Source organism: Serratia sp. BNK-33-b (assembly GCF_048684565.1).
GTDB lineage: Bacteria > Pseudomonadota > Gammaproteobacteria > Enterobacterales > Enterobacteriaceae > Serratia > Serratia marcescens.
Genome location: NZ_JBLQTZ010000001.1, coordinates 1,637,374 through 1,660,252 on the forward strand (window position 1 = coordinate 1,637,374; position 22,879 = coordinate 1,660,252).

The 22,879-nt window shown below is 63.2% G+C and carries 22 protein-coding genes; 18 read left to right on the forward strand and 4 right to left on the reverse strand.

Annotated elements, in window-relative coordinates:
* Nucleotides 1–2: 2 nt before the first annotated feature.
* Genes ACMGGK_RS07775 through ACMGGK_RS07795 form a run of 5 tightly spaced genes read left to right on the forward strand, consistent with a single transcriptional unit; the run spans nucleotide 3 to nucleotide 5,638 of the window.
* Complete coding sequence (locus ACMGGK_RS07775; protein ID WP_176062943.1) at nucleotides 3–947, forward strand: ABC transporter permease; 945 nt, start codon at nucleotides 3–5, stop codon at nucleotides 945–947.
* Entirely contained in the window at nucleotides 944–1,834 is an 891-nt protein-coding gene (locus tag ACMGGK_RS07780) for an ABC transporter permease (protein WP_049242395.1), read from the forward strand. The genes ACMGGK_RS07775 and ACMGGK_RS07780 overlap by 4 nt, the downstream gene beginning before the upstream one ends.
* Nucleotides 1,831–3,489, forward strand: coding sequence for a dipeptide ABC transporter ATP-binding protein (locus ACMGGK_RS07785; protein WP_420276816.1), 1,659 nt, complete (start codon nucleotides 1,831–1,833; stop codon nucleotides 3,487–3,489). Before ACMGGK_RS07780 ends, ACMGGK_RS07785 begins: the two co-directional genes overlap by 4 nt.
* A complete protein-coding gene (locus ACMGGK_RS07790; RefSeq protein ID WP_420276817.1) occupies nucleotides 3,486–4,529 on the forward strand; it encodes a putative FMN-dependent luciferase-like monooxygenase in 1,044 nt (347 codons plus the stop codon). Before ACMGGK_RS07785 ends, ACMGGK_RS07790 begins: the two co-directional genes overlap by 4 nt.
* Entirely contained in the window at nucleotides 4,526–5,638 is a 1,113-nt protein-coding gene (locus ACMGGK_RS07795) for an alkylhydroperoxidase domain protein (RefSeq protein ID WP_143778290.1), read from the forward strand. Before ACMGGK_RS07790 ends, ACMGGK_RS07795 begins: the two co-directional genes overlap by 4 nt.
* Before the next feature lie 84 nt (nucleotides 5,639–5,722).
* On the opposite strand, the gene ACMGGK_RS07800 is transcribed toward ACMGGK_RS07795, so the two are convergent.
* Complete coding sequence (locus ACMGGK_RS07800) at nucleotides 5,723–7,639, reverse strand: sigma-54-dependent Fis family transcriptional regulator (protein WP_143778289.1); 1,917 nt, start codon at nucleotides 7,637–7,639, stop codon at nucleotides 5,723–5,725.
* Between the two features lie 277 nt (nucleotides 7,640–7,916).
* Here ACMGGK_RS07800 and ssuD point away from each other — a divergent pair, with 277 nt between their 5' ends.
* From ssuD to ACMGGK_RS07840, 8 genes are all read left to right on the forward strand, one after another.
* The gene (ssuD, locus tag ACMGGK_RS07805; RefSeq protein ID WP_197829818.1) at nucleotides 7,917–9,089 is read left to right on the forward strand and encodes an FMNH2-dependent alkanesulfonate monooxygenase; all 1,173 of its coding nucleotides are present in this window, start codon (nucleotides 7,917–7,919) and stop codon (nucleotides 9,087–9,089) included.
* Nucleotides 9,089–10,468, forward strand: coding sequence for an FAD/NAD(P)-binding protein (locus ACMGGK_RS07810; protein ID WP_420276818.1), 1,380 nt, complete (start codon nucleotides 9,089–9,091; stop codon nucleotides 10,466–10,468). The genes ssuD and ACMGGK_RS07810 overlap by 1 nt, the downstream gene beginning before the upstream one ends.
* Nucleotides 10,469–10,552: 84 nt before the next feature.
* Nucleotides 10,553–11,959: an LLM class flavin-dependent oxidoreductase gene (locus ACMGGK_RS07815; protein ID WP_049300268.1), complete on the forward strand. Its 1,407-nt coding sequence runs from the start codon at nucleotides 10,553–10,555 to the stop codon at nucleotides 11,957–11,959.
* A gap of 7 nt (nucleotides 11,960–11,966) precedes the next feature.
* Nucleotides 11,967–12,986 (forward strand): methionine ABC transporter ATP-binding protein, encoded by a 1,020-nt coding sequence (locus ACMGGK_RS07820; protein WP_060444572.1) that lies wholly within the window; start codon nucleotides 11,967–11,969, stop codon nucleotides 12,984–12,986.
* A complete protein-coding gene (locus ACMGGK_RS07825; protein WP_016927110.1) occupies nucleotides 12,983–13,687 on the forward strand; it encodes a methionine ABC transporter permease in 705 nt (234 codons plus the stop codon). Before ACMGGK_RS07820 ends, ACMGGK_RS07825 begins: the two co-directional genes overlap by 4 nt.
* 2 nt (nucleotides 13,688–13,689) lie before the next feature.
* Nucleotides 13,690–14,565 carry a MetQ/NlpA family ABC transporter substrate-binding protein gene (locus tag ACMGGK_RS07830; RefSeq protein ID WP_079449906.1) on the forward strand — a complete coding sequence of 292 codons (876 nt, stop codon included), beginning with the start codon at nucleotides 13,690–13,692 and terminating at the stop codon, nucleotides 14,563–14,565.
* 183 nt (nucleotides 14,566–14,748) lie between these two features.
* Nucleotides 14,749–16,182, forward strand: a complete 1,434-nt coding sequence (locus ACMGGK_RS07835; protein WP_143778284.1) for an MFS transporter — start codon at nucleotides 14,749–14,751, stop codon at nucleotides 16,180–16,182.
* A 17-nt stretch (nucleotides 16,183–16,199) separates the two neighbouring features.
* The gene (locus ACMGGK_RS07840; protein WP_197817572.1) at nucleotides 16,200–17,417 is read left to right on the forward strand and encodes an acyl-CoA dehydrogenase family protein; all 1,218 of its coding nucleotides are present in this window, start codon (nucleotides 16,200–16,202) and stop codon (nucleotides 17,415–17,417) included.
* A gap of 8 nt (nucleotides 17,418–17,425) precedes the next feature.
* Here ACMGGK_RS07840 and ACMGGK_RS07845 read toward each other — a convergent pair whose 3' ends face one another.
* Nucleotides 17,426–18,061: a flavodoxin family protein gene (locus ACMGGK_RS07845; protein ID WP_143778283.1), complete on the reverse strand. Its 636-nt coding sequence runs from the start codon at nucleotides 18,059–18,061 to the stop codon at nucleotides 17,426–17,428.
* Between the two features lie 115 nt (nucleotides 18,062–18,176).
* Between ACMGGK_RS07845 and ACMGGK_RS07850 the strand changes: the two genes are divergently transcribed.
* From ACMGGK_RS07850 to ACMGGK_RS07860, 3 genes are all read left to right on the forward strand, one after another.
* Nucleotides 18,177–19,073 (forward strand): LysR substrate-binding domain-containing protein, encoded by an 897-nt coding sequence (locus ACMGGK_RS07850; RefSeq protein ID WP_420276819.1) that lies wholly within the window; start codon nucleotides 18,177–18,179, stop codon nucleotides 19,071–19,073.
* 69 nt (nucleotides 19,074–19,142) lie between these two features.
* The gene (locus ACMGGK_RS07855; protein ID WP_015378412.1) at nucleotides 19,143–19,730 is read left to right on the forward strand and encodes a nitroreductase family protein; all 588 of its coding nucleotides are present in this window, start codon (nucleotides 19,143–19,145) and stop codon (nucleotides 19,728–19,730) included.
* A gap of 130 nt (nucleotides 19,731–19,860) precedes the next feature.
* Nucleotides 19,861–20,154 carry a DUF2623 family protein gene (locus ACMGGK_RS07860; protein WP_016927116.1) on the forward strand — a complete coding sequence of 98 codons (294 nt, stop codon included), beginning with the start codon at nucleotides 19,861–19,863 and terminating at the stop codon, nucleotides 20,152–20,154.
* 13 nt (nucleotides 20,155–20,167) lie between these two features.
* Here the strand turns inward: ACMGGK_RS07860 and ACMGGK_RS07865 are convergent, their stop codons facing one another.
* Nucleotides 20,168–20,737, reverse strand: a complete 570-nt coding sequence (locus tag ACMGGK_RS07865; protein ID WP_115436245.1) for a helix-turn-helix domain-containing protein — start codon at nucleotides 20,735–20,737, stop codon at nucleotides 20,168–20,170.
* 38 nt (nucleotides 20,738–20,775) lie between these two features.
* Between ACMGGK_RS07865 and ACMGGK_RS07870 the strand changes: the two genes are divergently transcribed.
* Nucleotides 20,776–21,294, forward strand: coding sequence for a GNAT family N-acetyltransferase (locus ACMGGK_RS07870; RefSeq protein WP_016927117.1), 519 nt, complete (start codon nucleotides 20,776–20,778; stop codon nucleotides 21,292–21,294).
* 17 nt (nucleotides 21,295–21,311) lie between these two features.
* Complete coding sequence (locus ACMGGK_RS07875; RefSeq protein ID WP_044030891.1) at nucleotides 21,312–21,752, forward strand: DMT family transporter; 441 nt, start codon at nucleotides 21,312–21,314, stop codon at nucleotides 21,750–21,752.
* A gap of 85 nt (nucleotides 21,753–21,837) precedes the next feature.
* Here ACMGGK_RS07875 and ACMGGK_RS07880 read toward each other — a convergent pair whose 3' ends face one another.
* On the reverse strand, nucleotides 21,838–22,701 hold the full coding sequence (locus tag ACMGGK_RS07880) for a hypothetical protein (RefSeq protein WP_228009718.1): 864 nt from the start codon (nucleotides 22,699–22,701) through the stop codon (nucleotides 21,838–21,840).
* Between the last annotated feature and the right edge of the window lie 178 nt (nucleotides 22,702–22,879).

Genomic DNA, 22,879 nt, shown 5'->3' on the forward strand with positions numbered 1-22,879 from the left:
CAATGAAGCGATATCTGGCGGGGCGCATCGGGCAGGCGGCATTGGTGCTGTGGGCGGCCTTTACCCTGTCGTTCATCCTGCTGCAGGTGCTGCCGGGCGATGCGATCCTGATCAAATTCCAGAACCCGGACATGGGGCTGAGTCCGGCGCAGATCGCCGACATGCGCGCGGCCTATGGCGCGGATGTCCCCCTGTGGCGGCAGTATCTGCATGCCCTGGGCAGCGTGCTGCATGGCGATCTGGGCTTCTCAATGCAGGCCGGGGTGCCGGTTACCGCGCTGCTGGCGGCTAATCTGCCCGCCACGCTGCAGTTGGCGGTGCTGGGCTTTGCGGTGGCGTTGCTGCTGGCGCTGATTATCGCTTTTGTTTCCAACCTGACCGGCTTCGGCTGGCTGCGTTCGGCGCTGCAGATGCTGCCGTCGCTGTTCGTTTCAGTGCCCACCTTCTGGCTGGGCATTGTGCTGATTCAGCTCTTTTCGTTCCGCCTGAAGCTGATCCCGATCATTAACCCCGGCGAGTGGCAGGGGGTGATTTTGCCGATCGCGACGCTGGCGCTGCCGATCTCCGCGCCGCTGGCGCAAATTCTGATCCGCAGCATCGATGCGGTGCAAACCCAGCCGTTCGTCGCGGTGGCGCGGGCCAAGGGCGCCAGCCGCAGCGGGGTGCTGTGGCGGCATGTGGCGCGCAACGCCATGCTGCCGGCGCTGACCATCGCCGGCATGCTGTTCGGCGAACTGATCGCCGGGGCGCTGATCACCGAAACCGTGTTTGGCCGCAGCGGCCTGGGGCAATTGACCCAGCAAGCGGTGGTCAATCAGGACGTTGCGGTGCTGCAGGCGATAGTGCTGATCTCGGCCGCCGCTTTCGTCATCATCAACTTGCTGGTGGATCTGCTGTTCCCGCTGCTGGATCCGCGGCTGAAAACCCAGGCAGGAGCATCCCTATGAGCAGTATCTCCTTTGAAAAAGCCACGGTTCCGGAGCGCGATCTGTCCGGCGCTGAAAGTGAAGGCGCGCTGCCCGCCAGTCGTTCGAGCCGCCGCCGTGTCCCCCTGACGCTTTTGCTGGCCTGGGCGGTCATTGCGCTGGTGGTGCTGTGGGCGTTGGCGCCGCAGCTGTTTACCGCCTACAGCGGAACCGAAGGCATTGCCGGCGCGCAGCGACTGACGCCCGGCGGTGAGCATTGGCTTGGCACCGATCAACTGGGACGCGACCTGTATGCGCGCATGGTGTACGGCGCGTCGCAAACCCTGGCCGGCGCGGTAGTGGCGGTGGCGCTGGGGTTGGTGTTCGGCACCGCGCTCGGCCTGATCGCCGGCGCGTTGGGCGGCGTGGCGGACGACGCGGTGATGCGCGTCGTCGATGTGCTGCTGTCGATCCCCGGCCTGCTGCTGTCGCTGAGCATTATCATCCTGCTTGGTTTCGGTACGGTCAACGCCGCTATCGCCGTGGGCGTCACTTCGGTTGCCAACTTTGCCCGTCTGGCACGGGCGGAAGTGGTGCGAGTGCGGCACAGCGATTACGTTGAAGCGGCTTACGGCAGCGGCGGCAGCTTTTGGGCGGTGCTGTGGCGGCATATCCTGCCGAACTCGCTGACTTCGGTGATCGCCTTCTCGGCGCTGCAGTTCGGCAGTGCGATCCTGGCGATCGCCACCCTGAGCTTCCTCGGTTACGGCACTCCGCCGCCAACCCCGGAATGGGGGCTGCTGATCGCCGAAGGGCGCAACTACATTTCCACCGCCTGGTGGCTGACCACCTTCCCGGGCATGGTGGTGGTGGCGGTGGTGTTGGCGGCTAACCGCATCAGCCGTTCGCTGGGAGGAAAAGCGCGATGAGCATGCAAGCGGCATGGCAACGGGCGGCGCGGCCGCCGGTACTGGCGCTGGACAAGGTTTCCATCGCCTATCAGGGCAACGAAGGCAGGCGAAGGGTGGTGCATGAGGTGTCGTTCACGATTGAGCCGGGGGAAGTGGTGGCGCTGGTTGGCGAATCCGGTTCCGGCAAAACCACCACGGCGCAGGCGATCATCGGCTTGCTGGCCGACAACGGCCACCTTGAACAGGGCGCCATCCGGCTGCACGGCACCGATATCGCCGGCTGGTCATCGCGGCGGCTGGATGCGGTGAGAGGGGCGCAAATCAGCCTGATCCCGCAAGATCCCGCCAGCTCGCTCAACCCGGTAAAAACCATCGGCGAGCAGGTGGCGGAGATCGTCAATATTCACCGCCGGTTGCCGCGCGGGCAGGTACAACAGCGGGTGACGGAACTGCTGACCCGCGTCGGGCTGACGCACCCGGAACTGCGGGCGCGCCAGTTTCCGCATCAACTTTCCGGCGGCATGAAGCAGCGGGTATTGATCGCCATCGCCATTGCGCTGCAGCCGGCGTTGATCATTGCCGACGAACCGAGCAGCGCGCTGGACGTGACGGTGCAAAAACGCATTCTCGATCTGATCGACGAGCTGCGGCGCGAATTCGGCACTGCAGTGCTGCTGGTGACGCACGATTTGGGCGTGGCGGCGGAACGCGCCGATCGGCTGCTGGTGTTCCGCCACGGCCGGGTGCAGGAACAGGGGGCTACCGCCGAGGTACTGCGCGCGCCTGCCAGCGCATACACCCGTAAACTGTTAGCCGATGCGCCTTCATTGAGCGGCGCCGTTGCGCCGCCGCCGAAACGCAGCGGGCAGCCGCCGGCGATCGTGGTTCAGGCGCTGGTTAAGGATTTTCGGCTGTCCGGCGGCCAGGGGTTCCGCGCGCTGGATCGCGTGTCATTCAGCGTGCCGCGCGGCACCACCCATGCGTTGGTGGGAGAGTCCGGGTCGGGCAAAAGCACGCTGGCGCGTTGCCTGCTGGGTTTCGAGCGGCCGGATGCCGGGCAGGTCCTGATCGACGGCGTCAATATTATCGGTCTCAGGGGCGAAGCGCTGCGTCAGTTTCGGCAGCGCATTCAGCTGGTTTATCAGAATCCGTTCGGCTCGCTCGATCCCAAACAGACTCTTTATCGGGTGATTGAAGAACCGCTGCTGAATTTCGCGCCGATCGGCAAACCTGAGCGCGATCGGCGGGTGCGTGAGCTGTTCGAACGGGTCGCGCTGCCGCCCGATTTGCTGAACCGCAGGCCGCACGAACTGTCCGGCGGCCAGCGTCAGCGGGTGGCGATTGCCCGCGCGCTGGTGCTGCAACCGCGAATATTGGTATTGGATGAGGCCACGTCGGCGCTCGACGTCACGGTGCAGGCGCAGATCCTGCATTTGTTGCAAGAGTTGCAGCAGGAGCGGGACCTGACCTACCTGTTTATTTCTCACGATCTGGCGACGGTGCGGCGGATTTCGCACAGCGTTTCGGTATTGCACCGCGGTGAACGGGTAGACGGCGGTGCCACCGCCGAGTTGTTCGCCATGCCGGGGAGCGATTACACCCGCCAATTGATCGCCGCCATTCCCGGCCGCGCATCGCATGTCGGACAGCCAAAATTCGAGGAGGCGATATGAGCGGAAAAAGACTCGGTTTCTTCACCCGATTGCTGGATCAGGGCAGCGCGCAGGAGCGCTACCGGCTGGCGACCGAACAGATCGTGCACGCCGAACGAGCCGGGTTCGACACCGCCTGGGTGGCGCAGCACCACTTTCATGCCGATGAGGGCGGTCTGCCATCACCGCTGGTGTTTTTGGCGCAGGTGGCGGCACGCACCCGCCGTATCCGGCTGGGCACCGGGGTGATCACGTTGCCGATGGAGTCGGCGCTGCGGGTGGCGGAAGACACTGCGGTATTGGATCTGTTGTCCGACGGCAGACTGGAGGTGGGCGTGGCAGGCGGCGGCACGCCGTCTTCTTTCGCCGCTTTCGGTCTCGACGCCGGGCAGCGCAACACGGCATTCGCCGAGAATTTACGCACGTTGCTGAGCGCCTGGCGCGGAGAGGCGTTGGGCGGCGAAGACAACCGGCTGTACCCGGCGGCGCCGCAGCTGGCGCAGCGCGTCTGGCAGGCCACGTTCTCGGTGGAAGGGGGCGAACGGGCCGGCCGCGCCGGTGACGGCCTGATGCTGTCGCGCACGCAGCCGCGCCCGGCGGACGCGCCTGACCTGCCGCTGGACGAACTGCAGAATCCGATCATTGACGCTTATCTGGCGGCGCTGCCGCCAGGGGTGGCGCCGCGCATCATGGGGTCGCGCACTGCGTTTGTCAGCGAGAACGGCCAGCAGGCACGCGACTTCGCCACGGCCGGGTTGAGCCGTGGGCTGGAGCGGATGCGCGCCAGCGGCCACCGGTTGGCCGATACGTCGCTCGACGGCCTGATCCGCGCTTTCGACGTGCACTTGGGCACGCCAGATCAGGTAATAGCCTCGCTGCAACGGGACAGCGCGCTGGCGCGCGTCACCGATCTGGCGTTTCAGGTGCACTCCATCGACCCGCCGCACGCCCATATTCTGCGTTCTATCGATCTTATCGCCCGCCACGTGGCCCCTGAACTGGGCTGGCGGCGCGGCACGTCCGCCGTTGCTTATGAATATCACGTTGAGGAAAAGCTATGACGACATTACCGCACCAGGTCGATCTGCTGGCCGAACTGGCCGAGATTGCGCCGGATTCCACGCTGGCGCAGGCCAGAGCCACCCGGCAGGCGGCGACCGATGCCGTTCAGTCCAGCTATCTGGCGCTGTTTGCGCCTGCGGACGCCGGCGATTTCCCGCTGGCGCAGCGGCTGCGGTTGGCTCAGCGCATCAGTGAATGGCATGGCGAGCCGCGCTTGGCCGCGCATTACGCTGCTCTGCTGGAACGTCAGGGCGACGCGCCGGAAGACGAGCGGCTGCCGGCGGCGTTGGCGCATGCAGAACGTTTGGCGTTTCAACCGGCCAACGCCAACGCCCAGCACTTGCAGGCGCTGCGGCAGGCCGGCTGGTCGCTGGACGCCATCGTCACATTGTCGCAGTTAATCGCCTTTGTCAGTTTCCAAAGCCGCTTGCTGCGGGGCTACCGGTTGTTGGGCGGCAAGACGGACGACGCTGCGGCGCATCAGCCGGTAACGGCCGGCCGCTGGCGAACGGGGAGCTCGACGCGGGGCGGCCGTCACGCGCCGCCGGCGTTTACCCGGCAAGAACTGGGGTGGGAGCCGTGGATCGCCGCCAAGCCGTTGGCGGAATTCGATGACGCCGGCCGGGCGTTGCTAGAGCGGTTTGGCCACGCCGATTCCGATTACTTCCGCCTGTTGGCGCGCAACCATCCGGTGCTGGAACAACGCACGCTGGCGGACCGGGCGATTTTTTATACCCCCGGCGGGCTGTCGCGGCAGGATCGCGAGTTGGCGGCGACGGTCGCCAGCAAGGTGAACGGCTGCATCTACTGCGCCTCGGTGCATGCGCGCAAGGCGGCGCAGCTGTCGAAGCGCGAAGCCGAGATAGATCGGTTGCTGGCGGTGGCGCCGGGCGGCGCGTTGAGCCAGGGGCAGGATGACGCCTGGCAAGCGCAGATAACCTTTGCCGCCGCGCTATCCGCCACGCCGCCGCAGGCTGACGCCGGGCAACTGGCGGCGTTGCGCGCTCAGGGCCTGGATGAGCTGGCGCTGTTGGATTTGGTGCAGGCGACGGCGTTTTTCGCCTGGGCCAACCGGTTGATGTTGACGCTGGGCGAACCTTATCTCTGATCTCTGCCCTCTTTCAGGCGGCGGCATTGTCGGCTGCCGCCCGGGATCCGCCGGACATCTGGCGTCGGCGCTTTCGGCAGGGGATCACAGCGGCCAGACCGCCTCGCGCACGGCGATCGCTCTGGGCAGCAGCCCGAGGGCGTAGAAGCGGTCGGCGATGCTTTGCTGCTGGCGGATCACCTGCAAATCCATGGCGCGGATCTCGTGGCTGCGGCGCGACAGCGCGAGTTCCAGCGAGGCGCTCGCCAGCCCCAGTTCGTTGGAAAGGTGACGAGCGGCTTCTCTCGGCTGCGCAGTGATGTAGCGGCCGGTGTGCTGCAATGCTTGCATCAATGGCTGCAACAGATCGCCCGAACGCTCGGCGAAGTCGCGGCGCGCCAGGTAGAATTGCTGATTGAGCACCCGCTGGGTGCCGTCGGCGATCACGCGCAGTTCCCCGTTGCGTTGCGCGTCGCTGAGCAGCGGATCCCACATCATCCAGGCGTCCACCGCCTGCAGATCGGTCGCCGACAGCGGATACTTCGGCGGCGCGTAGACGATACGCACGTCGTTCAACGTCAATCCCTGTTCGTCCAGCATCTGCAGCAATAAATAGTGCACGTTGGAGCCTTTGTTGAGCGCGATGCGTTTGCCGCGCAGATCGGCGGCGCTGCGTATCGGGCTGTCTTGCGGCACCACCATCGCCACGCTCTGCGGCGCCGGCGGCTCAAAACCGACGTACACCAGCGCATTGCCCTGTGCCTGGGCGAAGATCGGCGGCACTTCGCCGGTGGTGCCGAAGTCTATCTCATCGCCGTCGAGCGCGTGCAGCAGCTGCGGCCCGGCGGGAAACTCGCTCCACAGCACGCTGATGCGCTGTGTGGCGAAGAGCTGTTCCAGGCTTTGCCGCGCCTTGAGCACCCCGAGGTTGCCGAACTTTTGATAGCCGATGCGCAGTTCGCGTTCGGGCAGCGGCGCTGCGCTGATGGCCGGTGAATGTGAGGGGGCGCCGGCGCTGCGGCGGCGCGGTTTGATCAGACCAAGATGCGCCAAATGGGTGCGCAGGGTATTGCGGCTGACGCCGAGCAACGACGCCGCTTGCAGCTGGTTGCCGCCGCTGCGTTCGAAGGCGTTGCGCACCAGCGCATCCAGCACCCGTTGGTAAAGCTGCGCGCTGTCGCCTTGCAACTGCTGCTGCACAAAGCGATCGATGGCGTCGTCGCCGCCGCCGCCGCCGTTATCCGTCAGGCGATGGGTGAGCTGCAGTTGCTGCGGGGCGATCGCCCCCTCCTGGCTCAGCAAGACCGCATTATGCAGCGTGTTCTCCAGCTCGCGCACGTTGCCGGGCCAGGGGTAGTCCAGCAGCACCTGCTGCGCTTCCGCCGTCAACCGCGGCAGTGGCCGTTCCAGACGACGGGCGTACAGCGCAAGAAAATGTCTGGCCAGCACCGGAATATCGTCCGGCCGCTGGCGCAAGGGCGGTAAAGTCACCGCCGCCACGTTCAGGCGGTAATAGAGATCTTCACGGAACCGCCGTTGGCGAATCGCGCCGGCCAGATCGACGTGGGTGGCGGCGATGACCCGCACATCGATCTTCAGCGGTTTGCGCGAACCGACACGGGTGATCTCCCGTTCCTGCAGCACGCGCAGCAGCTTGACCTGCAGCGACAGGTTCAGCTCGCCGATCTCGTCCAGCAGCAGGGTGCCGCCTTCCGCCGCTTCGAACCAGCCCTGATGAGTGCCGACGGCGCCGGTGAAGGCGCCTTTCTCATGGCCGAACAGTTCGGCTTCCGCCAGGCTTTCCGTCAGCGCGCCGCAGTTGACCGCCAGGAAAGGTTGATGGCGGCGCGCGCTGTGGTGGTGCAGATAGCGCGCCACCACTTCTTTGCCGGTGCCGGTTTCACCGACGATCAGCACGGTGGCATCGGTGGGAGCCAGCCGATCGAGCACGCTTTGCAGAGCGAGCGACGCCGGATCGATCAGCACCGGCTTGTCGGCGGCGAACGGTTGGGGATCGTACATGGGCGTCTCCTGTCTACGACGATGGGAAAAAAATCTTATCCCAGCCAATGGGCAGCCGCGAGAGGATAAAAGGCGCACGGTGCTGCATTGGCAACAGCCTTCCGCCGCCGCCTGCTGCCAATGCAGCAGTGTTTTTACGTCGATATCTCATCAATATATTGATATTTATTGGTTTTTTAAAATCTGCAATGTGGCATGCATCCTGCTTTTCTTTTTATAACCAAGCAAAGTTTTTCTATCGATAAATACTGAAAATAGTTATATAGGAAAGGCATAAATGACTGAGTCAGTGAAAGATCGCATCAACGTTTTCTGGTTTCTGCCGACCCACGGCGACGGTCGCTATCTGGGCACGGCGCAGGGCGGGCGCCCGGTGGACCTGCCTTATTTGCAGCAGGTGGCGCTGGCCGCCGACAACCTCGGCTATTACGGCGTGCTGATCCCAACCGGTAAAAGCTGCGAGGATTCCTGGCTGGTGGCGGCGGCGCTGGCGCCGATCACCCGCCGGTTGCGCTACCTGGTGGCGGTGCGCCCCGGTCTGCAGCCGCCGAGCCTGGCGGCGCGCATGGCGGCGACGCTGGATCGGCTGTCGGACGGACGCCTGCTGATCAATGTGGTAACCGGCGGCGATCCGGTGGAAAACAAAGGGGATGGCATCTTCCTCAGCCATGCCGAACGCTACGAGGTGACACAGGAATTTCTCACGGTGTATCAACGGCTGTTGAAAGGAGAGAAGGTGGACTTCAGCGGTAAGCATATTCGCGTCGAAGGCGCCGAATTGCTGTTCCCGCCGGTGCAGGAAAACGGCCCGCCGCTCTATTTCGGCGGCTCATCGCCGGAAGCGATCGATATCGCCGCCGGGCAGATCGACACCTACCTGACCTGGGGTGAGCCGCTGGCTCAGGTGGCGGAAAAGCTGGCGGCGGTGCGCCAGCGCGCCGAGCGGCAGGGGCGTAAACTCAGCTATGGCATTCGCCTGCACGTTATCGTGCGCGAAACTGAAGACGAAGCCTGGGCGGCGGCCGAGCGACTGATCGCGCATCTGGATGACGACACCATCGCGGCGGCGCAGCAGATCTTTGCTCGCATGGACTCCACCGGCCAGCGCCGCATGAGCGAGCTGCACGGCGGCTCGCGCGAGAGTCTGCGCATCGGCCCCAACCTGTGGGCCGGCGTCGGCCTGGTGCGCGGCGGCGCCGGCACCGCATTGGTGGGCAACCCGCAGCAGGTGGCGGCGCGCATACGCGAGTATCAGGCGCTGGGCATCGACAATTTCATCCTTTCCGGCTATCCGCATCTGGAAGAGGCTCACCGCTTCGCCGAGCTGGTGATGCCGCTGCTGCCGCTGGCGCAGTCGGCTCATCAGACGGCTCGCACGATCAATACCGGCCCGTTTGGCGAAACCATCGGCGGCGATCGTCGTCCCGCCCCGGCGCAGCGGGAGGGCTGATGGCGAAGCGTGCCCATATTATCGTTATCGGCGGCGGTTTCACCGGCGCGGCGCTGGCGATCCAGCTGGCGCGCGGAGCGGTGGATGTCACGGTGATCGAACCGCGCGCCGCGCCGGGCTATGGCGTGGCGTATTCGACCACGGATCCGACCCACCGCATCAACGTCCCGGCCGATAGGATGCAGCTGGCGGATGAACCGGCGGGGGATTTTGACCGCTGGTTCCGTCAGGGCGGCTGGCTGGCGGCCGATCCGCAGGCGTTATGGCGCGACGGTAAGGCCTATCCGCAGCGCGGCGCCTTCGGCCGCTATGTCGAGGAACGTTTTCATCAGGCGGCGCAGACGGGCCAGGCCCGCGTGCGGCACCTGCGCGATCGGGCGCAGCACCTGCAGCCGCAGGCGCAGGGCGCGTCCGTCATCACCGCCGGCGGCGAACGGCTGTGGGGCGATTATGTGGTGTTGGCGACCAGCCATCCGCCGCCCGCGCTGCCGCGGCAAATCGCCCCGGAACTGGCGCGCGACGCGCGGTTGATCGCCAATCCCTGGGCGGAGGGGGCGCTGAATGAGATTGAGCCCGATGAATCGTTGGCGATCGTCGGCAGCGGGCTGACGATGGCCGATGCGGTGGCGGCGTTGCACCGCCGCGGGCATCGCGGGCCGATTACCGCGTTCTCTCGTCACGGCCTGTTGCCGCGTGCCAATGCCGAAGGGGAGTACCCGACGTGGTCGTTTACCCCGCCATCCGGACTGCGTGACGGGGTGCGGCAGGTGCGCCTTGAGGTGGCGCGCGCCGCTGGGCAACGGGTGCCGTGGCAGGCGGTGTTGGACGCGGTGCGCGCCCAGGGCCAGCGTCTGTGGCAAGCGTTGACGCTGACCGAACAGCAGCGCTTTCTGCGGCATCTGCGCGCCTATTGGGACGTGCACCGCTATCGCCTTGCGCCGCAGGTGAGCACGCTGCTGGCGGAGCAACAGGCAGCGGGCACGCTGCAGGTATTGGCCGCTCGTCTGCGGCGGGCGGAACCCACGCCGCAGGGCGTGCGCTTGACGATTCTGCCGCGCCAGGGCGCAGAGCGGGCGCTGCAGGCGCAGCGGTTGCTGATCGCTACGGGGCCGGCTCATGCCGGCCTGATCGCCGCCAGCCCGTTGCTCAGTTCGCTGGCGGAGCAGGGGGCGCTGCGCGCCGATCCGCTGGGATTGGGGCTGTGGGTCAATGCCGACAGCCAGGCGATCGGCGGCGACGGCCTTGCCAACCCGCGCCTGCTGGTGGCCGGCCCGGCGGCGCGCGGCCGCTTCGGCGAACTGATGGGGCTGCCGCAGGTGGCGGAACACGCCCAAAGCGTCGCGCAATACCTGTTGGCGCGATGTCCGGCTGCAAACTGATCGTCCATTCCCGTTTTTAACACCCTAAGACCCCCCATCCGGCCCGGCTCCGCCCGTGGCCGGCAGATAATTGTGGAGCTCGCTATGTCATCGCAACGTGAAATTCGTCTTAACGCTTTTGATATGAACTGCGTCGGCCATCAGTCGCCGGGGCTGTGGGCGCACCCGCGCGACCGTTCCTGGCAGTATAAGGATCTCGAATATTGGACCGATCTGGCGCGCCTGCTGGAACGCGGCAAGTTCGATGGATTGTTTATCGCCGACGTGCTGGGGATTTACGACGTGCTTAACGGCAGCGGCGACGCGGCGATCCGCCAGGCGACGCAGGTGCCGGTTAACGATCCGCTGGCGCTGGTGACGCCGATGGCGCTGGTTACCGAACATCTCGGCTTCGGGCTGACCGCCTCGCTGTCATTCGAGCACCCTTATCCTTTCGCCCGCAGATTGTCGACGCTTGATCACCTGACCAAGGGGCGCATCGGTTGGAATATCGTCACCTCTTACCTGGAGAGCGGCGCGCGCAATATTGGCCACCGGGCGCAGACCGATCACGATGCGCGCTACGACTACGCCGATGAATACCTGCAGGTGGTTTACAAGCTGCTGGAGGGCAGTTGGGAAGACGGCGCGATTTTGCGCGATCGTCAGCGGCGCATCTTCAGCGATCCGGCGAAAATTCATCCGATCAACCACAAAGGCGAGTTCTTCCAGGTGCCGGGCATTCACCTGAGCGAGCCTTCGCCGCAGCGCACGCCGGTGCTGTATCAGGCCGGCGCTTCCAGCCGCGGCAAGCAGTTTGCCGCGGAGCACGCCGAATGCGTGTTTGTCGCTTCTCCTTCGAAAACATTGCTGAAAAAAACCGTGGCCGATATCCGCCGCCGCGCCGCCGAGGCCGGGCGCGACCCGCGCAGCATCCTGATCTTCAACCTGCAGACGGTGATCGTCGGTGAAACTGACCGACAGGCGCAGGAAAAATGGCGGGAATACAAATCCTATACCAGCTACGAAGGCGCGCTGGCGCTGGTGTCCGGCTGGACCGGCATCGATTTCGGTCAGTATCAGCCGGATCAGGTGCTGAAGCATCTGCACACCAATGCCATTCAGTCGGCGGTGGAAACTTTCTCCAGCGCCGATCCCAGCCGTGAATGGACCGTACAGGGCATCGCCGAATGGGTCGGCATCGGCGGTTTCGGCCCGCTGTTGGTGGGCGGCCCGCAAACCGTGGCCGACGAACTGCAGGCGTGGGTGGAGGAAACGGATGTTGACGGTTTCAATTTGGCCTACGCCGTTACCCATGAAACCTTCACCGACGTGGTGGAACTGCTTGTCCCCGAGCTGCAAAAACGCGGAGCGTACAAGCGCGACTACACGGCGGGCACTCTGCGAGAAAAATTGTTCAATCAGGGGCCGCGCCTGGCGGAGCCGCATCCGGCGGTGGGCTACCGCTGGCCGGCCGGCGCGCCCTTGGCCGATGCACTGAGCGTCAAGTGAGGATGCGATGATAGAGATTGAAGGATTGCACAAGGCTTACCGCGCGCCGGACGGGCGACGGATTGAGGTGCTGAAGGGCGTTTCGCTGCAGGTGCCGGCCGGATCGATTACCGCCGTGGTCGGCCCCAGCGGGGCGGGCAAATCGACGCTGGCGAAATGCATCAGCCTGCTGGAACGGCCGAGCAGCGGCAGTATCCGGGTGAACGGCCAGGACTTGTCGCGGCTTGCGGGCGAGGCGCTGCGCAGGGAGCGGCGGGCGATAGGCACGGTGTTCCAGTCTTCCGCGCTGCTGCAGCGCAAAACCGCCTGGCAGAATGTGGCGCTGCCGTTGACCTATCTGGGCGTGGTGCCGCGCGATATCGACAAGCGGGTAAAGAGCCTGCTGGCGGCGGTGGGGTTGGCGGACAAGGCGGCGTTTTACCCGGCGCAGCTGTCCGGCGGCCAGCGCCAAAGGGTCGGCATCGCCCGCGCGCTGGCGCTGAATCCGTCGGTGCTGCTGGCGGATGAGGCCACCTCCGGGCTGGATCCGGACGCCACCGGGGCCATTCTCAGCCTGCTTAAACAGCTGCGCGATCGGTATGGCCTGTCGATCATCCTGATCACCCACGAGATGGATGCGGTGCGCGACGCCGCCGACGCGGTGGCCGAGATCCGCGACGGCGTGATTGTGCAGCAAGGGCCGGTGCGCGAGCTGTTGGCGGCGCCCGATTCCTCGCTGGGCCGCCGGTTGTTCCCGCTGAAGACGCTGGCGTCCGACGCCGCGCTGCGGCTGCAGGTAACCTATTCCGCCCGTCAGCCGGCGGCCACCGACTGGATCAGCCGCATCAGCCGCCAACTCGACCTGCAGATCGATCTGCTGGGCGGCCACGTTGAAGTGGTGGGCGGCAGCCTGGCCGGGCGGTTGGAGATTGCGGTGCGTTTTGGCGGCGTTTCGCGTTCGGCGGCTGAACTGCAGGGCGAGCTGCGGCGGTTGGGCATTCTCGCCGAGGTGCTGGAACAGCCGGCGGCCTTGCGGGAGGCGGTATGAAAAATCTGTCTGACAGCGTGATGAGCCAGGACACACCCTGGCGCGAGATCCATCGGTTGATGCTGCCGGCCTACGGCGAAACCTGGCTGATGGTCGGCATCGTGATGCTGTTTGTGGTGGCGATCGGCGGCGCCGTCGGCGTGGTGTTGTTCAACACCTCATCGCGCGGCTTGTTTCCGCGCCCGGCGCTGAATCGCGCGCTGAGCTGGTTGGTGAATATGGGCCGTTCGCTGCCGTTTCTGGTGCTGATGGCGGCGATTATTCCGTTCACCTTCTGGTTGACCGGCACCACCATCGGCATTCCGGCGGCGGTGATCCCGATGATCGTCGCCGGCATTCCATTCTTCGGCCGGCTGGTGGAGAACGCGCTGCGCGAACTGCCGCCGGAGGTGACGGCGGTGGGGCTGGTGTCCGGCGGTTCGATCTGGCAGATAGTCACCCGCGCGCAGCTCAGCGAGGCGCTGCCGGCGATCGTCGCCGCCATCACGCTGAACGTCATCTCGATGATCGAGTATTCGGCCATCGCCGGCACCATTGGCGCGGGCGGCATCGGCTATCTGGCAGTGGTGTACGGCTACCAGCGTTTCGACAATCACATCATGATCGCCACCATTGTGGTGCTGATCGCCACGATTCAACTGATTCAGTTTATTGGTGACCGCCTGGTCGCCGCGTTGCGTCATCATCAGGAAACCTTTTAATCATGCCTAATCACGATTTTGAGATAGTGAAGAAGAAACGCTGGCCGTGGCCGGTGGGTATCGCGGCGGTGGCGATTATCGCCGCCGCGGTTTGGCACTTCAGCGCCCGCCAGCAGCAGACGGTGCAGTTCGGCAGCACGCTGAAAGTGCACTTTGAGCCGGCGATGGCCGGAGAGCAGCGGGTGATCGAGTACGTCGGCGAACATATCGCGCCGGATTACGGCCTCAGGCTGGAGGCGGTTGGCCTGCAGGATCCGGTGCAGGCCGATCGTGCGGTGGCGCAGGGGCAGTACGCCGCCACGATCTACCAGCACCAGTGGTGGCTAAAGCAGGTGGTGGATGCCAACGGTTTTAAGCTGACCCCGACGCTGCCGGTGTTTCAGTGGGCGTTTGGCATTTATTCCGACCGCTATACGTCGATCGCCGAGTTGCCGGACGGCGCGGAGATCGTGGTGCCCAACGACGGCGCCAATCAGGGGCAGGCGTTGTGGCTGCTGCAGCGCATTGGACTGATCGGGCTGGATCCGGCGATCGAGGCGCGCACCGCCAGGCTGAAAGACATTCGCGAGAACAAGCGCCATTTTAACTTCAAGGAGTTGGATTTGCTGACCATGCCGCGCGCGCTGAATTCGGTAGATGCGGCCATTGGCTATGTGTCGCAGTTCGACGCTGGCAAGGTGCCGCGTGAGAAGGGCATCTTGTTCCCACCGGCGCCGAAAACCTTCGCTTCGCAGCTGGTGATTGGCACGCCCTATCTGCAGGACGAAAATATTCGCAAGCTGCAGCGGGCGTTTGCCGATCCCAGGTTGCAGGCGTGGCTGAAAAGCACCGACGACCCGCGGGTGAAAGGCGTGCTGGTGCCGGTCTCGGCAGAATAATCCCCGCCCGAAATGACCGTGATAAAGACCGGATTAACGCGCGTTAATCCGGCGTTTTTGTTACGCCGTAACTGTATTTAATTTATTGATATTAATGATATTTATAGAAGAAATTGTTGTTTGTCGGCGTAATTTTTTCACCCTATAAACGAGGTGTCACCTGCCAATTACAACGAGGAAGCTATGAGTACCTTAAATATCGATACCGCGCCGCCGTTATCTGCGCCCATCGGCTCGGCCAGCGATGTGGCGCGTTTGATTAACCAGCGCAGCGAGAAAAATACCCATGCGCGCATGATCGTGCTGTTGGCGCTGGGCGGTGTTTTTCTCGATGCCTATGACCTGACCACATTGTCTTACGGCATCGATGACGTGGTGCGCGAATTCAGCCTCAGCCCGCTGCTGACCGGGGTGGTAACTTCTTCGATCATGGTCGGGACCATTCTCGGCAACCTGGTCGGCGGCTGGTTGACCGATAAGTACGGCCGCTATCAGGTGTTTATGGCCGATATGCTGTTTTTTGTGGTTTCCGCCATCGCCGCCGGGCTGGCGCCCAACGTCTGGGTGCTGATCGGCGCGCGCTTTTTGATGGGTATCGGCGTCGGCATTGATTTGCCGGTGGCGATGGCCTATCTGGCCGAATTCTCCAAATTCACCGGCAAGGCCAACAAGGCGTCGCGCCTGGCGGCCTGGTGCCCGATGTGGTACGCCGCTTCGTCGGTGTGTTTTCTGATCATCTTTGCGCTCTATTTTCTATTGCCGGCCGAATATGCGAACTGGCTGTGGCGCGCCTCGTTGATTTTCGGCGCCGTGCCGGCGTTGCTGATCATCATGGTGCGCAGCAAGTTTATGAACGAGTCGCCGCTGTGGGCCGCTAACCAGGGCGATCTGAAAGAGGCGGCGCGCATCCTGCGCGAGTCATACGGCATTGCCGCCCATGAGGCGGAACCTGACGCCGCCCAACCGGCGGCGCCGCCGAAGGTCAGCTTCCGCGTGCTGTTCCGCAAGCCGTACCGCGAGCGCACTCTGGTCGCCAGCGTGATGAACGTTTGCATTTCCTTTGAATACACCGCCATCGCCTTCTTTCTGCCGTCGATTCTGGCGCAGTTTCTCGGCGCCGGGGTGTTTGAAACTATCTCCGCTTCGCTTGGGCTGAACGTGCTGTTCGCTTTTACCGGTGGCCTGCTCGGCATGCGTCTGGCATGGAAGTATCCGTCGCGCCACGTGGCGATCGCCGGATTCGCGCTGCAGTTTATCGCGCTGATTGCCCTGGCGTTGATCGGGCATCCGCAGGCGGCGTTCGGCGTTGGGCTGGCGATCCTGATGTTGGGCCTATGGCTGTTCGCCGAAGGATTCGGCCCCGGCGCGCAGATGATGATTTACCCGGCGCTCTCTTACCCGACGCCGATCCGCGCCACCGGCGTCGGTTTCGGCCGTTCGCTGTCCGGTATCGGCAGCGCGCTGGCGCTGTTTATTCTGCCGATTTTGCAGGCGCGCTTCGGCACCGACATGTTTTGGATTGTTTCACTGGCGGCGGCGATCCCCATCGTCTTCCTGCTGATCATTCGCTTTGAACCGACGGCGCGCGATATCGACGATCTGGCCGATCGCGCTTAACCACAGAGGACACTGACATGACGCAACACCTGTTATCCACCGGAGCAGACTACGCACAGCTGGCCGCGCGTTTTCGGCCGATCTTCGCCGAAATCGCCGCCGGGGCGGTGGAGCGCGAGCTGTCGCGCACGCTGCCGCATGAACCGATCCGTTGGCTGAAAGAGGCGGGGTTCGGCAGGGTGCGCCTCCCGCGTGAAAAGGGCGGCGACGGCGCTTCGTTGCCGCAGCTGTTCGAACTGCTGGCCGAACTGGCGGAGGCGGACTCTAACCTGCCGCAGGCGCTGCGGGCGCATTTCGCCTTCGTGGAAGATCGGCTGAACGCGCCGGACGGCCCGGAGCGCGATCGCTGGTTCGAACGCTTTCTCGACGGCGAGCTGGTCGGCAGCGGTTGGACCGAGATCGGCGGCGTGAAGCTGGGGCAGGTCAATACCCGGATAACGCCGCAGGCCGACGGCTGGTCGCTCAACGGCGAGAAATTTTACAGCACCGGCAGTCTGTTTGCCGATTGGATCGACGTGTATGCCGAGCGCAGCGACAGCGGCGGCCCGGTGATCGCTTTGGTGAACGTCGCCCAGCCGGGCGTAGAGCGCGACGACGACTGGGACGGATTTGGCCAACGCACTACCGGCAGCGGCACCACGCGTTTTATTGATGCGCGGGTCGAGCAGGCGCACGTCTATGACTTTGCCGAGCGCTTCCGCTACCAAACTGCGTTCTATCAGCATGTGTTGCTGGCGACGCTGGCGGGGATCGGCCGCGCGGTGCTGCGAGACGTCGGCGAGGGCGTGAGGCAACGTAAAAGGATCTATAGCCACGGCAACGCCGGTTGGGTGAAGGACGACGTGCAGATCCAGCAGGTGGTGGGGCAAATCAGCGCCTGGGCCTATGCGGTTGAGGCGACGGTGCTAAAAGCGACTTCCTCGCTGCAGCAGGCTTACGAGGCGCATCGATCCGGCGATGAAGCGCTGCTGCAGGCGCTTAACGTGACGGCGGAGCTGGACGCCGCCAGGGCGCAGGTCATCGCCGGGGAGTGGGTGCAGCGCGCCGCCGGTGAATTGTTCAATGCGCTCGGCGCTTCAGATACCCGTACCGGCAAGGCGTTGGATCGCCACTGGCGCAATGCGCGCACGCTCTCTTCACATAATCCGGTGATCTACAAGGCGCGCAATATCGGTGACTGGGAAATTAACCGCCATACGCCGACCTTTATCTGGCAAATCGGCAGTGGCGGTTGAGGCCGAGGCTATTCCGTCCAAACCTGCGTGCTGCGCGGGCTGTCCATCTGATAATCCGAGTAGGGGCGGGTGAAGAACTCGCGCCCCAACTCGCGGGCGGCCCGCAGCGGGTTGCGCGGATCGCGGGCGATCTCGCCGCGCTGGTTGCCGGCGCCGTGCACCAGCCCGACGAAGGCGGAATGGGTGTAGCGGCTGAACTCCTGGATCTGATGCACGATGCCCAGCGCCGCGCCGGGATAAGTTTCTTCCGACGCCACCGCCAGCCCGATGCGTTTGCCGCTCATGCGTTGGTGCACCTGTTCCGCCTGAGGGTAGACGTTGGAATAAAAGCTGAACGAGCGATCGAAAAAGGCCTTGGTTTGTGCCGACATGCCGTACCAGTAAATCGGCGTGCAAAATACCGCGCCGTCGGCCGGCAGGAAGTGCTCCAGGAACAGCTCGGCGTAGCGATCGGTCGGCGGCGGCGTATGGCGTTCATCGCTCAGGAAACCGCTCAGGTAATCGTCGAGAAAATGCAGGCTGGCGGAAGTGCCGGCTTCGGCGGCGCCCGCCATGATCGCCTGCGCCAGCGTGGCGCTGTTGCCGTCGCGGCGCGGGCTGCCGACCAGCACCACCAGGCGTTTGGATTGATGAGTTGTATTCATGTCATGTTCCTTGGTGTGAAGTGAACTCAGCCTTAATTTAGAGGCAAGCGTCCGCAGGCGACAAATGACGGTTTTTCTGCCAGGATGAACTCAACTCATCCCAAGAGGCTTCGCCATGTTCGCCACGCTGCCCGTCAACGCGTTACGCACCTTTGAATCCGCCGCTCGTCTGCGCAGCTTCAAGCTGGCGGCGGCCGAGCAGGCGGTGACGCCGACGGCGATTTCGCACCAGATCAAGGCGCTGGAACAGCAGCTGGGTTTTGCGCTGTTCGAGCGGGTGCCGCGCGGCGTGCGGCTGACGGCGAAGGGCGAAACGCTGTTTACCGGAGTGCATGGCGCGCTGCTGGACGTCGCCGCCACGCTTGAGGGCCTGCGGCCGCAGCCTAGCAGCGGCTCGCTGTGCGTCTCGGTCACGCACTCTTTCGCGGCGCTGTGGCTGGTGCCGCGCCTGGGGCGTTTCTACCAGGCGCATCCGCACTATCTGGTGCGCCTGGAGGCCTGCGCCGAGGTGATCGACCTGCAGCAGGACGCCAGCGTGGATGTGGCGGTGCGCTACAGCCGCGCGCATTATCCCGCGCTGCATCAGGCGGCGCGGCTGGAGGAAAGCTTTGGCGTCTACGCCGCGCCGGGGCTGGCCGCCGCCGAACCGGAAAACCCGGTGCTGATCACCGTCAAGTGGGGGGATTCGGCGCTGTACGACAGCGGCTGGCATGACTGGTGCCGGGCCGCCGGCGTGGACTGGTGGCAGAGCCATGCGGCGATGCGCAGCTATCACGAGGAGCATTACGCCCTGCAGGCGGCGGTGGCCGGGCAGGGATGGGTGCTCGCCAGCTCGGTGATGGTGTCCGAGATGGTGGACAACGGTCTGCTGGTGGCGTACCGGCCGGAGGTGCGCGTACCGGGCGCCGCATACAGCGTGCTGTGCGCCCCGGGGCGCGAGCGGCATCCGCCGGTCAGGGCGTTTCTGGCCTGGCTGCGGCAGGAATTGCCGCAGGACAATGGCACGAAATAAAAGTTTTACCGTCCTAAGCTGTGGGAATATCAGCGAACTTTTGTTTTTACTTCACTGCGAGAACCTATCATGAGCCAGCCAAGAATCTCCGATTACCCGATTGACGCGCAATTTATCGAGCGCTGGTCGCCGCGCGCGATGACCAACGACGCCATCGACGATCAAACGCTGCTGAGCTTCTTTGAAGCAGCGCGCTGGTCGCCTTCGGCCTACAACATTCAGCCGTGGCGCTTTGCCTACAGCAAGCACGGCTCCGACAGCTGGGAGAACTACCTGGAGTTCCTGATCGACTTCAACCGCGGCTGGGCGCAACACGCCTCGGCGCTGGTGGTGATCGTCTCCAAAACCACCAGCCTGAACGGCGAGCGCCTGGTGGACAACCCGACCCATGCGTTCGACACCGGCGCGGCCTGGGCCAACCTGGCGCATCAGGCGCATCTGAAAGGCTGGCTGACCCACTGCATGAGCGGCATTCACCACGATAAGATCAAAGCGGCGTTGCAGCTGCCGGACGACTATGCGGTGCACGCCATGGTAGCGATCGGCAAACCGGGCGACAAAGCCCGCCTGCCGGATTTCCTGCAGGAGAAAGAAGCGCCGTCGGGCCGCCTGCCGCTGGGCAAGACCGTCAGCGAAGGGCTGAATTTCACGCTGTGATTGCCCGCTTTCTCGCAGGCCCGCTTGGCGGGCCTTTTTTATGCGGCGAGTAAAACTTAGGGAGTATGTTCTCGTTCGCTCATTCGATATATATTTTGTTATATAGCGATTGCGTGGTGAGGAGGAACCCGTGGGAGATCATTTTGGCAAAGGGCTGTTGGCGGGGTTAAAGGCGGAGAACCTGAAGCCGGAGGCGGAGCTGTCGCGCTTTTGCTCCGACTACAAGCGCGGCTTCGTGCTCGGCTATGCCCACCATTTGGCGCAGCGCTGCGGCGACGAGAACCGGGCGGCGTTCGAGGCCGGGCAGCTCAGCCGCGCCTATGGCCTCGGCAGCGAGCCGATGAGCGAGTTCTTCTCCGGCGGCGACAGCCGGTTGGCGGAGAAGTTTTTCCACGCCGGCTATAACCAGCCGACGCAGGGGTAGCGCCGGCGAGCCGTCAGGCGGCGCTCAGCACCGCCACCAAATACACGCATGCCTCATCGCTTTGGTTTTCAAAGCGGCAGTCCGCCGGTGGGCCGAGCTCCAGGCAGTCGCCCTCGGCCATTTCATGGCGCGCGTCGCCCTCAAGAAAGACCAGCTCGCCGGATAAAACCCAGATCAGCTGACGCTTGAAGGCGTACACCGACGCCGGCATCGGGATCGCCGCGCCGGCCGGCAGTTCGATGCGCACCAGATCGAGCGGCAGATCGGTGCGCGGCGACACGTGGCGCCGCACGTAGCCGCTCTCAGGATCGACCCACACCGGTTGATCTTCCCGGCGCAGCAGCCGGCCTTCTTGCGTTTCCGCCCGGGCGATCAGTTTGGACATGCTGAGGCCGAACGCCCCCGCCAGTCTGCCCAACAGCATCGCCGTCGGGCTGCTCTCGCCGCGCTCGATCTTATGCACCATCGCCCGTGAGACGCCCGCCCGTTCGGCCAGATCGGACAGCGACCAGTGGCGCGCCTCGCGTTCAATGCGAATGCGCGCGCCGATCAGCTGATTTAGATTGTCTAATTTAATATTCATATCGTAGTATTATAGTGGACAATTGGCCGGGGTAAACCATGATTATACGAAATGCGACGCTCAACGATAGCGCGGCGATTGCCGCTATCTATAACGACGCGGTGTTGAACAGCACCGCCATCTGGAATGAACAAACCGTGGATGCGGCCAACCGTGCGGCGTGGATCGGCGAACGCCAGGCGGCGGGCTACCCGGTGCTGGTGGCGGTGAACGCCGCGGACGAGGCGATCGGCTATGCGTCGTTCGGCGACTGGCGCGCCTGGGATGGCTATCGCCATACCGTGGAACATTCGGTGTATGTTCATCAGGCGCATCGCGGCGCAGGGATTGGCAAGACGTTGCTGCTGGCGCTGATCGCACGGGCGCGGGAAATCGGCAAGCACGTGATGGTGGCCGGCATCGAATCCGGCAATCAGGCCTCGATTGAGCTGCATCTGGCGCTGGGGTTCCGCGAGGTGGGGCGCATGGAACAGGTGGGCGCCAAATTCGGCCAATGGCTGGATCTGACGTTCCTGCAGCTGACGCTCGACGAACGGGCGACGCCGCCCGCGCGCTGATCCCGGGAGACAGGGCGATGAATATGCTGTTACTGCTGATCGCGGCCGGGATGGGGCTGGTGGTGCAGAATCTGCTGATGGTGCGCATTACCGAAAGCGTTTCGACCATCCTCATTACGCTGGTGATCAACTCCAGCGTCGGTTTGTTGTTGCTGGTGGGGTTGCTGCTGGCCAAAAACGGCCTCGGCGCGGTGGCGGAAGTGACCGGCGCCGCCAGGTGGTGGATGCTGTTGCCGGGGCTGCTGGGATCGCTGTTCGTGTTCGCCGGCATCCTGGGCTACCAAAAACTGGGCGCGGCGGCCACCATCTCGATCCTGGTCGCCAGCCAGCTGTGCATGGGGCTGTTGGCGGACGTCTACCGCGCCGGCCCGGCGGCGCTGCGCGAGAATCTGCCGGCGCTGTTCGGCGCTCTGCTGCTGGTGGCGGGCGCCTATCTGGTGGCGAAACGCAGCTTTTGAGGGAACGGCTTTCTATCGCCGGTAAGTTTCTGCGTCTTGAGCTACGCCGCATGTTATAGGGGGAAACTATTCCCCCTATAACAATCTAGTAAACATAGTCATACTTTATTTCTGCAACGTGGTTGTAGACGTTATCCCGGTTTTTCTTCATGTCTTTAATTAAAATTGAAATGTTTTGCTGAGCATTAATGCATCTTCCAAACTTATCCCAGCTTTTACAGGTAGTTGTGGTCGTTTCTGTGGTGAAGGACTTCATCACTTCTTTGCTGGTTAACTCTCTATCGTCGTTATCATAAGTAAAATCTCCGGTGGTTGTACCTGATAGTGTTCTTATTAAACGGTTTTTAGCGTCATGACTATAAACGGTGTTGCCACTGTCATTGCCCAGCGTACTAATGCGTTTTGCCTCGGACAACCTCCCGGCGTCATCGGCTAAAAATATTGTTACCGCCTTGCTTGACTGGTGCTTTTGCTTGATAAGCAGGTCGGATGCCTCTTCCGATCGGACGATTCGGCCACCTTCATCGGTGAGCACGGTGCCGCTGATTTCTTGCGCCATCAGCTCATGGCGGGCATTGCCATTCTCAATCATAAACATGTTAAATGTTGAGCTGTAATCCCAGTTGTTATGGTTTTTATCAAGCGTGCTGCTGAACTGGATCACTAAAGTACTCTTGTTAATTTGTGACCTGACGGTTTTTTTAGCGCGTGAATGCAGCAGGGTACCGCAGTCATCAAATTCTAACTGGGAATCAGCCGAGATATAGTCATCCTTGCTGGTTATACGCATGCTGATTTTTTTAGGCGTTTTCTTAGCTGACCACTCTTGAGCCAAGATGGCATTGTTAAAGGCGTTGTTGGCTGAGGTTTTTTCAGAGCAGAGGTTTTTATTTGCATATACATTGCATGAATAAATAAGTGGCAAACAGAACAACATTGACTTTTTCAAAGTGAACACTCCATGTCATAGCACATTGATGTGGTATGATTATATCTACGTATTGCCATATGTCGCAACTTTTGTCAGCCTGGCCAACAGGCCATCTGTTTTTGCAAAGATAACGGAAAACAGGCCAGAGCGTTTATAAATCTGTACCTGTCGTTACGTTACACAATATATACTATGG

Bases quoted from the DNA above. Each gene is read 5' to 3' on its own strand.
- ACMGGK_RS07775 (WP_176062943.1), top strand. From the start codon at position 3: ATGAAGCGATATCTGGCGGGGCGCATCGGGCAGGCGGCATTGGTGCTG.
- ACMGGK_RS07780 (WP_049242395.1), top strand. From the start codon at position 944: ATGAGCAGTATCTCCTTTGAAAAAGCCACGGTTCCGGAGCGCGATCTG.
- ACMGGK_RS07785 (WP_420276816.1), top strand. From the start codon at position 1,831: ATGAGCATGCAAGCGGCATGGCAACGGGCGGCGCGGCCGCCGGTACTG.
- ACMGGK_RS07790 (WP_420276817.1), top strand. From the start codon at position 3,486: ATGAGCGGAAAAAGACTCGGTTTCTTCACCCGATTGCTGGATCAGGGC.
- ACMGGK_RS07795 (WP_143778290.1), top strand. From the start codon at position 4,526: ATGACGACATTACCGCACCAGGTCGATCTGCTGGCCGAACTGGCCGAG.
- ACMGGK_RS07800 (WP_143778289.1), bottom strand. From the start codon at position 7,639: ATGTACGATCCCCAACCGTTCGCCGCCGACAAGCCGGTGCTGATCGAT.
- ssuD (WP_197829818.1), top strand. From the start codon at position 7,917: ATGACTGAGTCAGTGAAAGATCGCATCAACGTTTTCTGGTTTCTGCCG.
- ACMGGK_RS07810 (WP_420276818.1), top strand. From the start codon at position 9,089: ATGGCGAAGCGTGCCCATATTATCGTTATCGGCGGCGGTTTCACCGGC.
- ACMGGK_RS07815 (WP_049300268.1), top strand. From the start codon at position 10,553: ATGTCATCGCAACGTGAAATTCGTCTTAACGCTTTTGATATGAACTGC.
- ACMGGK_RS07820 (WP_060444572.1), top strand. From the start codon at position 11,967: ATGATAGAGATTGAAGGATTGCACAAGGCTTACCGCGCGCCGGACGGG.
- ACMGGK_RS07825 (WP_016927110.1), top strand. From the start codon at position 12,983: ATGAAAAATCTGTCTGACAGCGTGATGAGCCAGGACACACCCTGGCGC.
- ACMGGK_RS07830 (WP_079449906.1), top strand. From the start codon at position 13,690: ATGCCTAATCACGATTTTGAGATAGTGAAGAAGAAACGCTGGCCGTGG.
- ACMGGK_RS07835 (WP_143778284.1), top strand. From the start codon at position 14,749: ATGAGTACCTTAAATATCGATACCGCGCCGCCGTTATCTGCGCCCATC.
- ACMGGK_RS07840 (WP_197817572.1), top strand. From the start codon at position 16,200: ATGACGCAACACCTGTTATCCACCGGAGCAGACTACGCACAGCTGGCC.
- ACMGGK_RS07845 (WP_143778283.1), bottom strand. From the start codon at position 18,061: ATGAATACAACTCATCAATCCAAACGCCTGGTGGTGCTGGTCGGCAGC.
- ACMGGK_RS07850 (WP_420276819.1), top strand. From the start codon at position 18,177: ATGTTCGCCACGCTGCCCGTCAACGCGTTACGCACCTTTGAATCCGCC.
- ACMGGK_RS07855 (WP_015378412.1), top strand. From the start codon at position 19,143: ATGAGCCAGCCAAGAATCTCCGATTACCCGATTGACGCGCAATTTATC.
- ACMGGK_RS07865 (WP_115436245.1), bottom strand. From the start codon at position 20,737: ATGAATATTAAATTAGACAATCTAAATCAGCTGATCGGCGCGCGCATT.
- ACMGGK_RS07870 (WP_016927117.1), top strand. From the start codon at position 20,776: ATGATTATACGAAATGCGACGCTCAACGATAGCGCGGCGATTGCCGCT.
- ACMGGK_RS07875 (WP_044030891.1), top strand. From the start codon at position 21,312: ATGAATATGCTGTTACTGCTGATCGCGGCCGGGATGGGGCTGGTGGTG.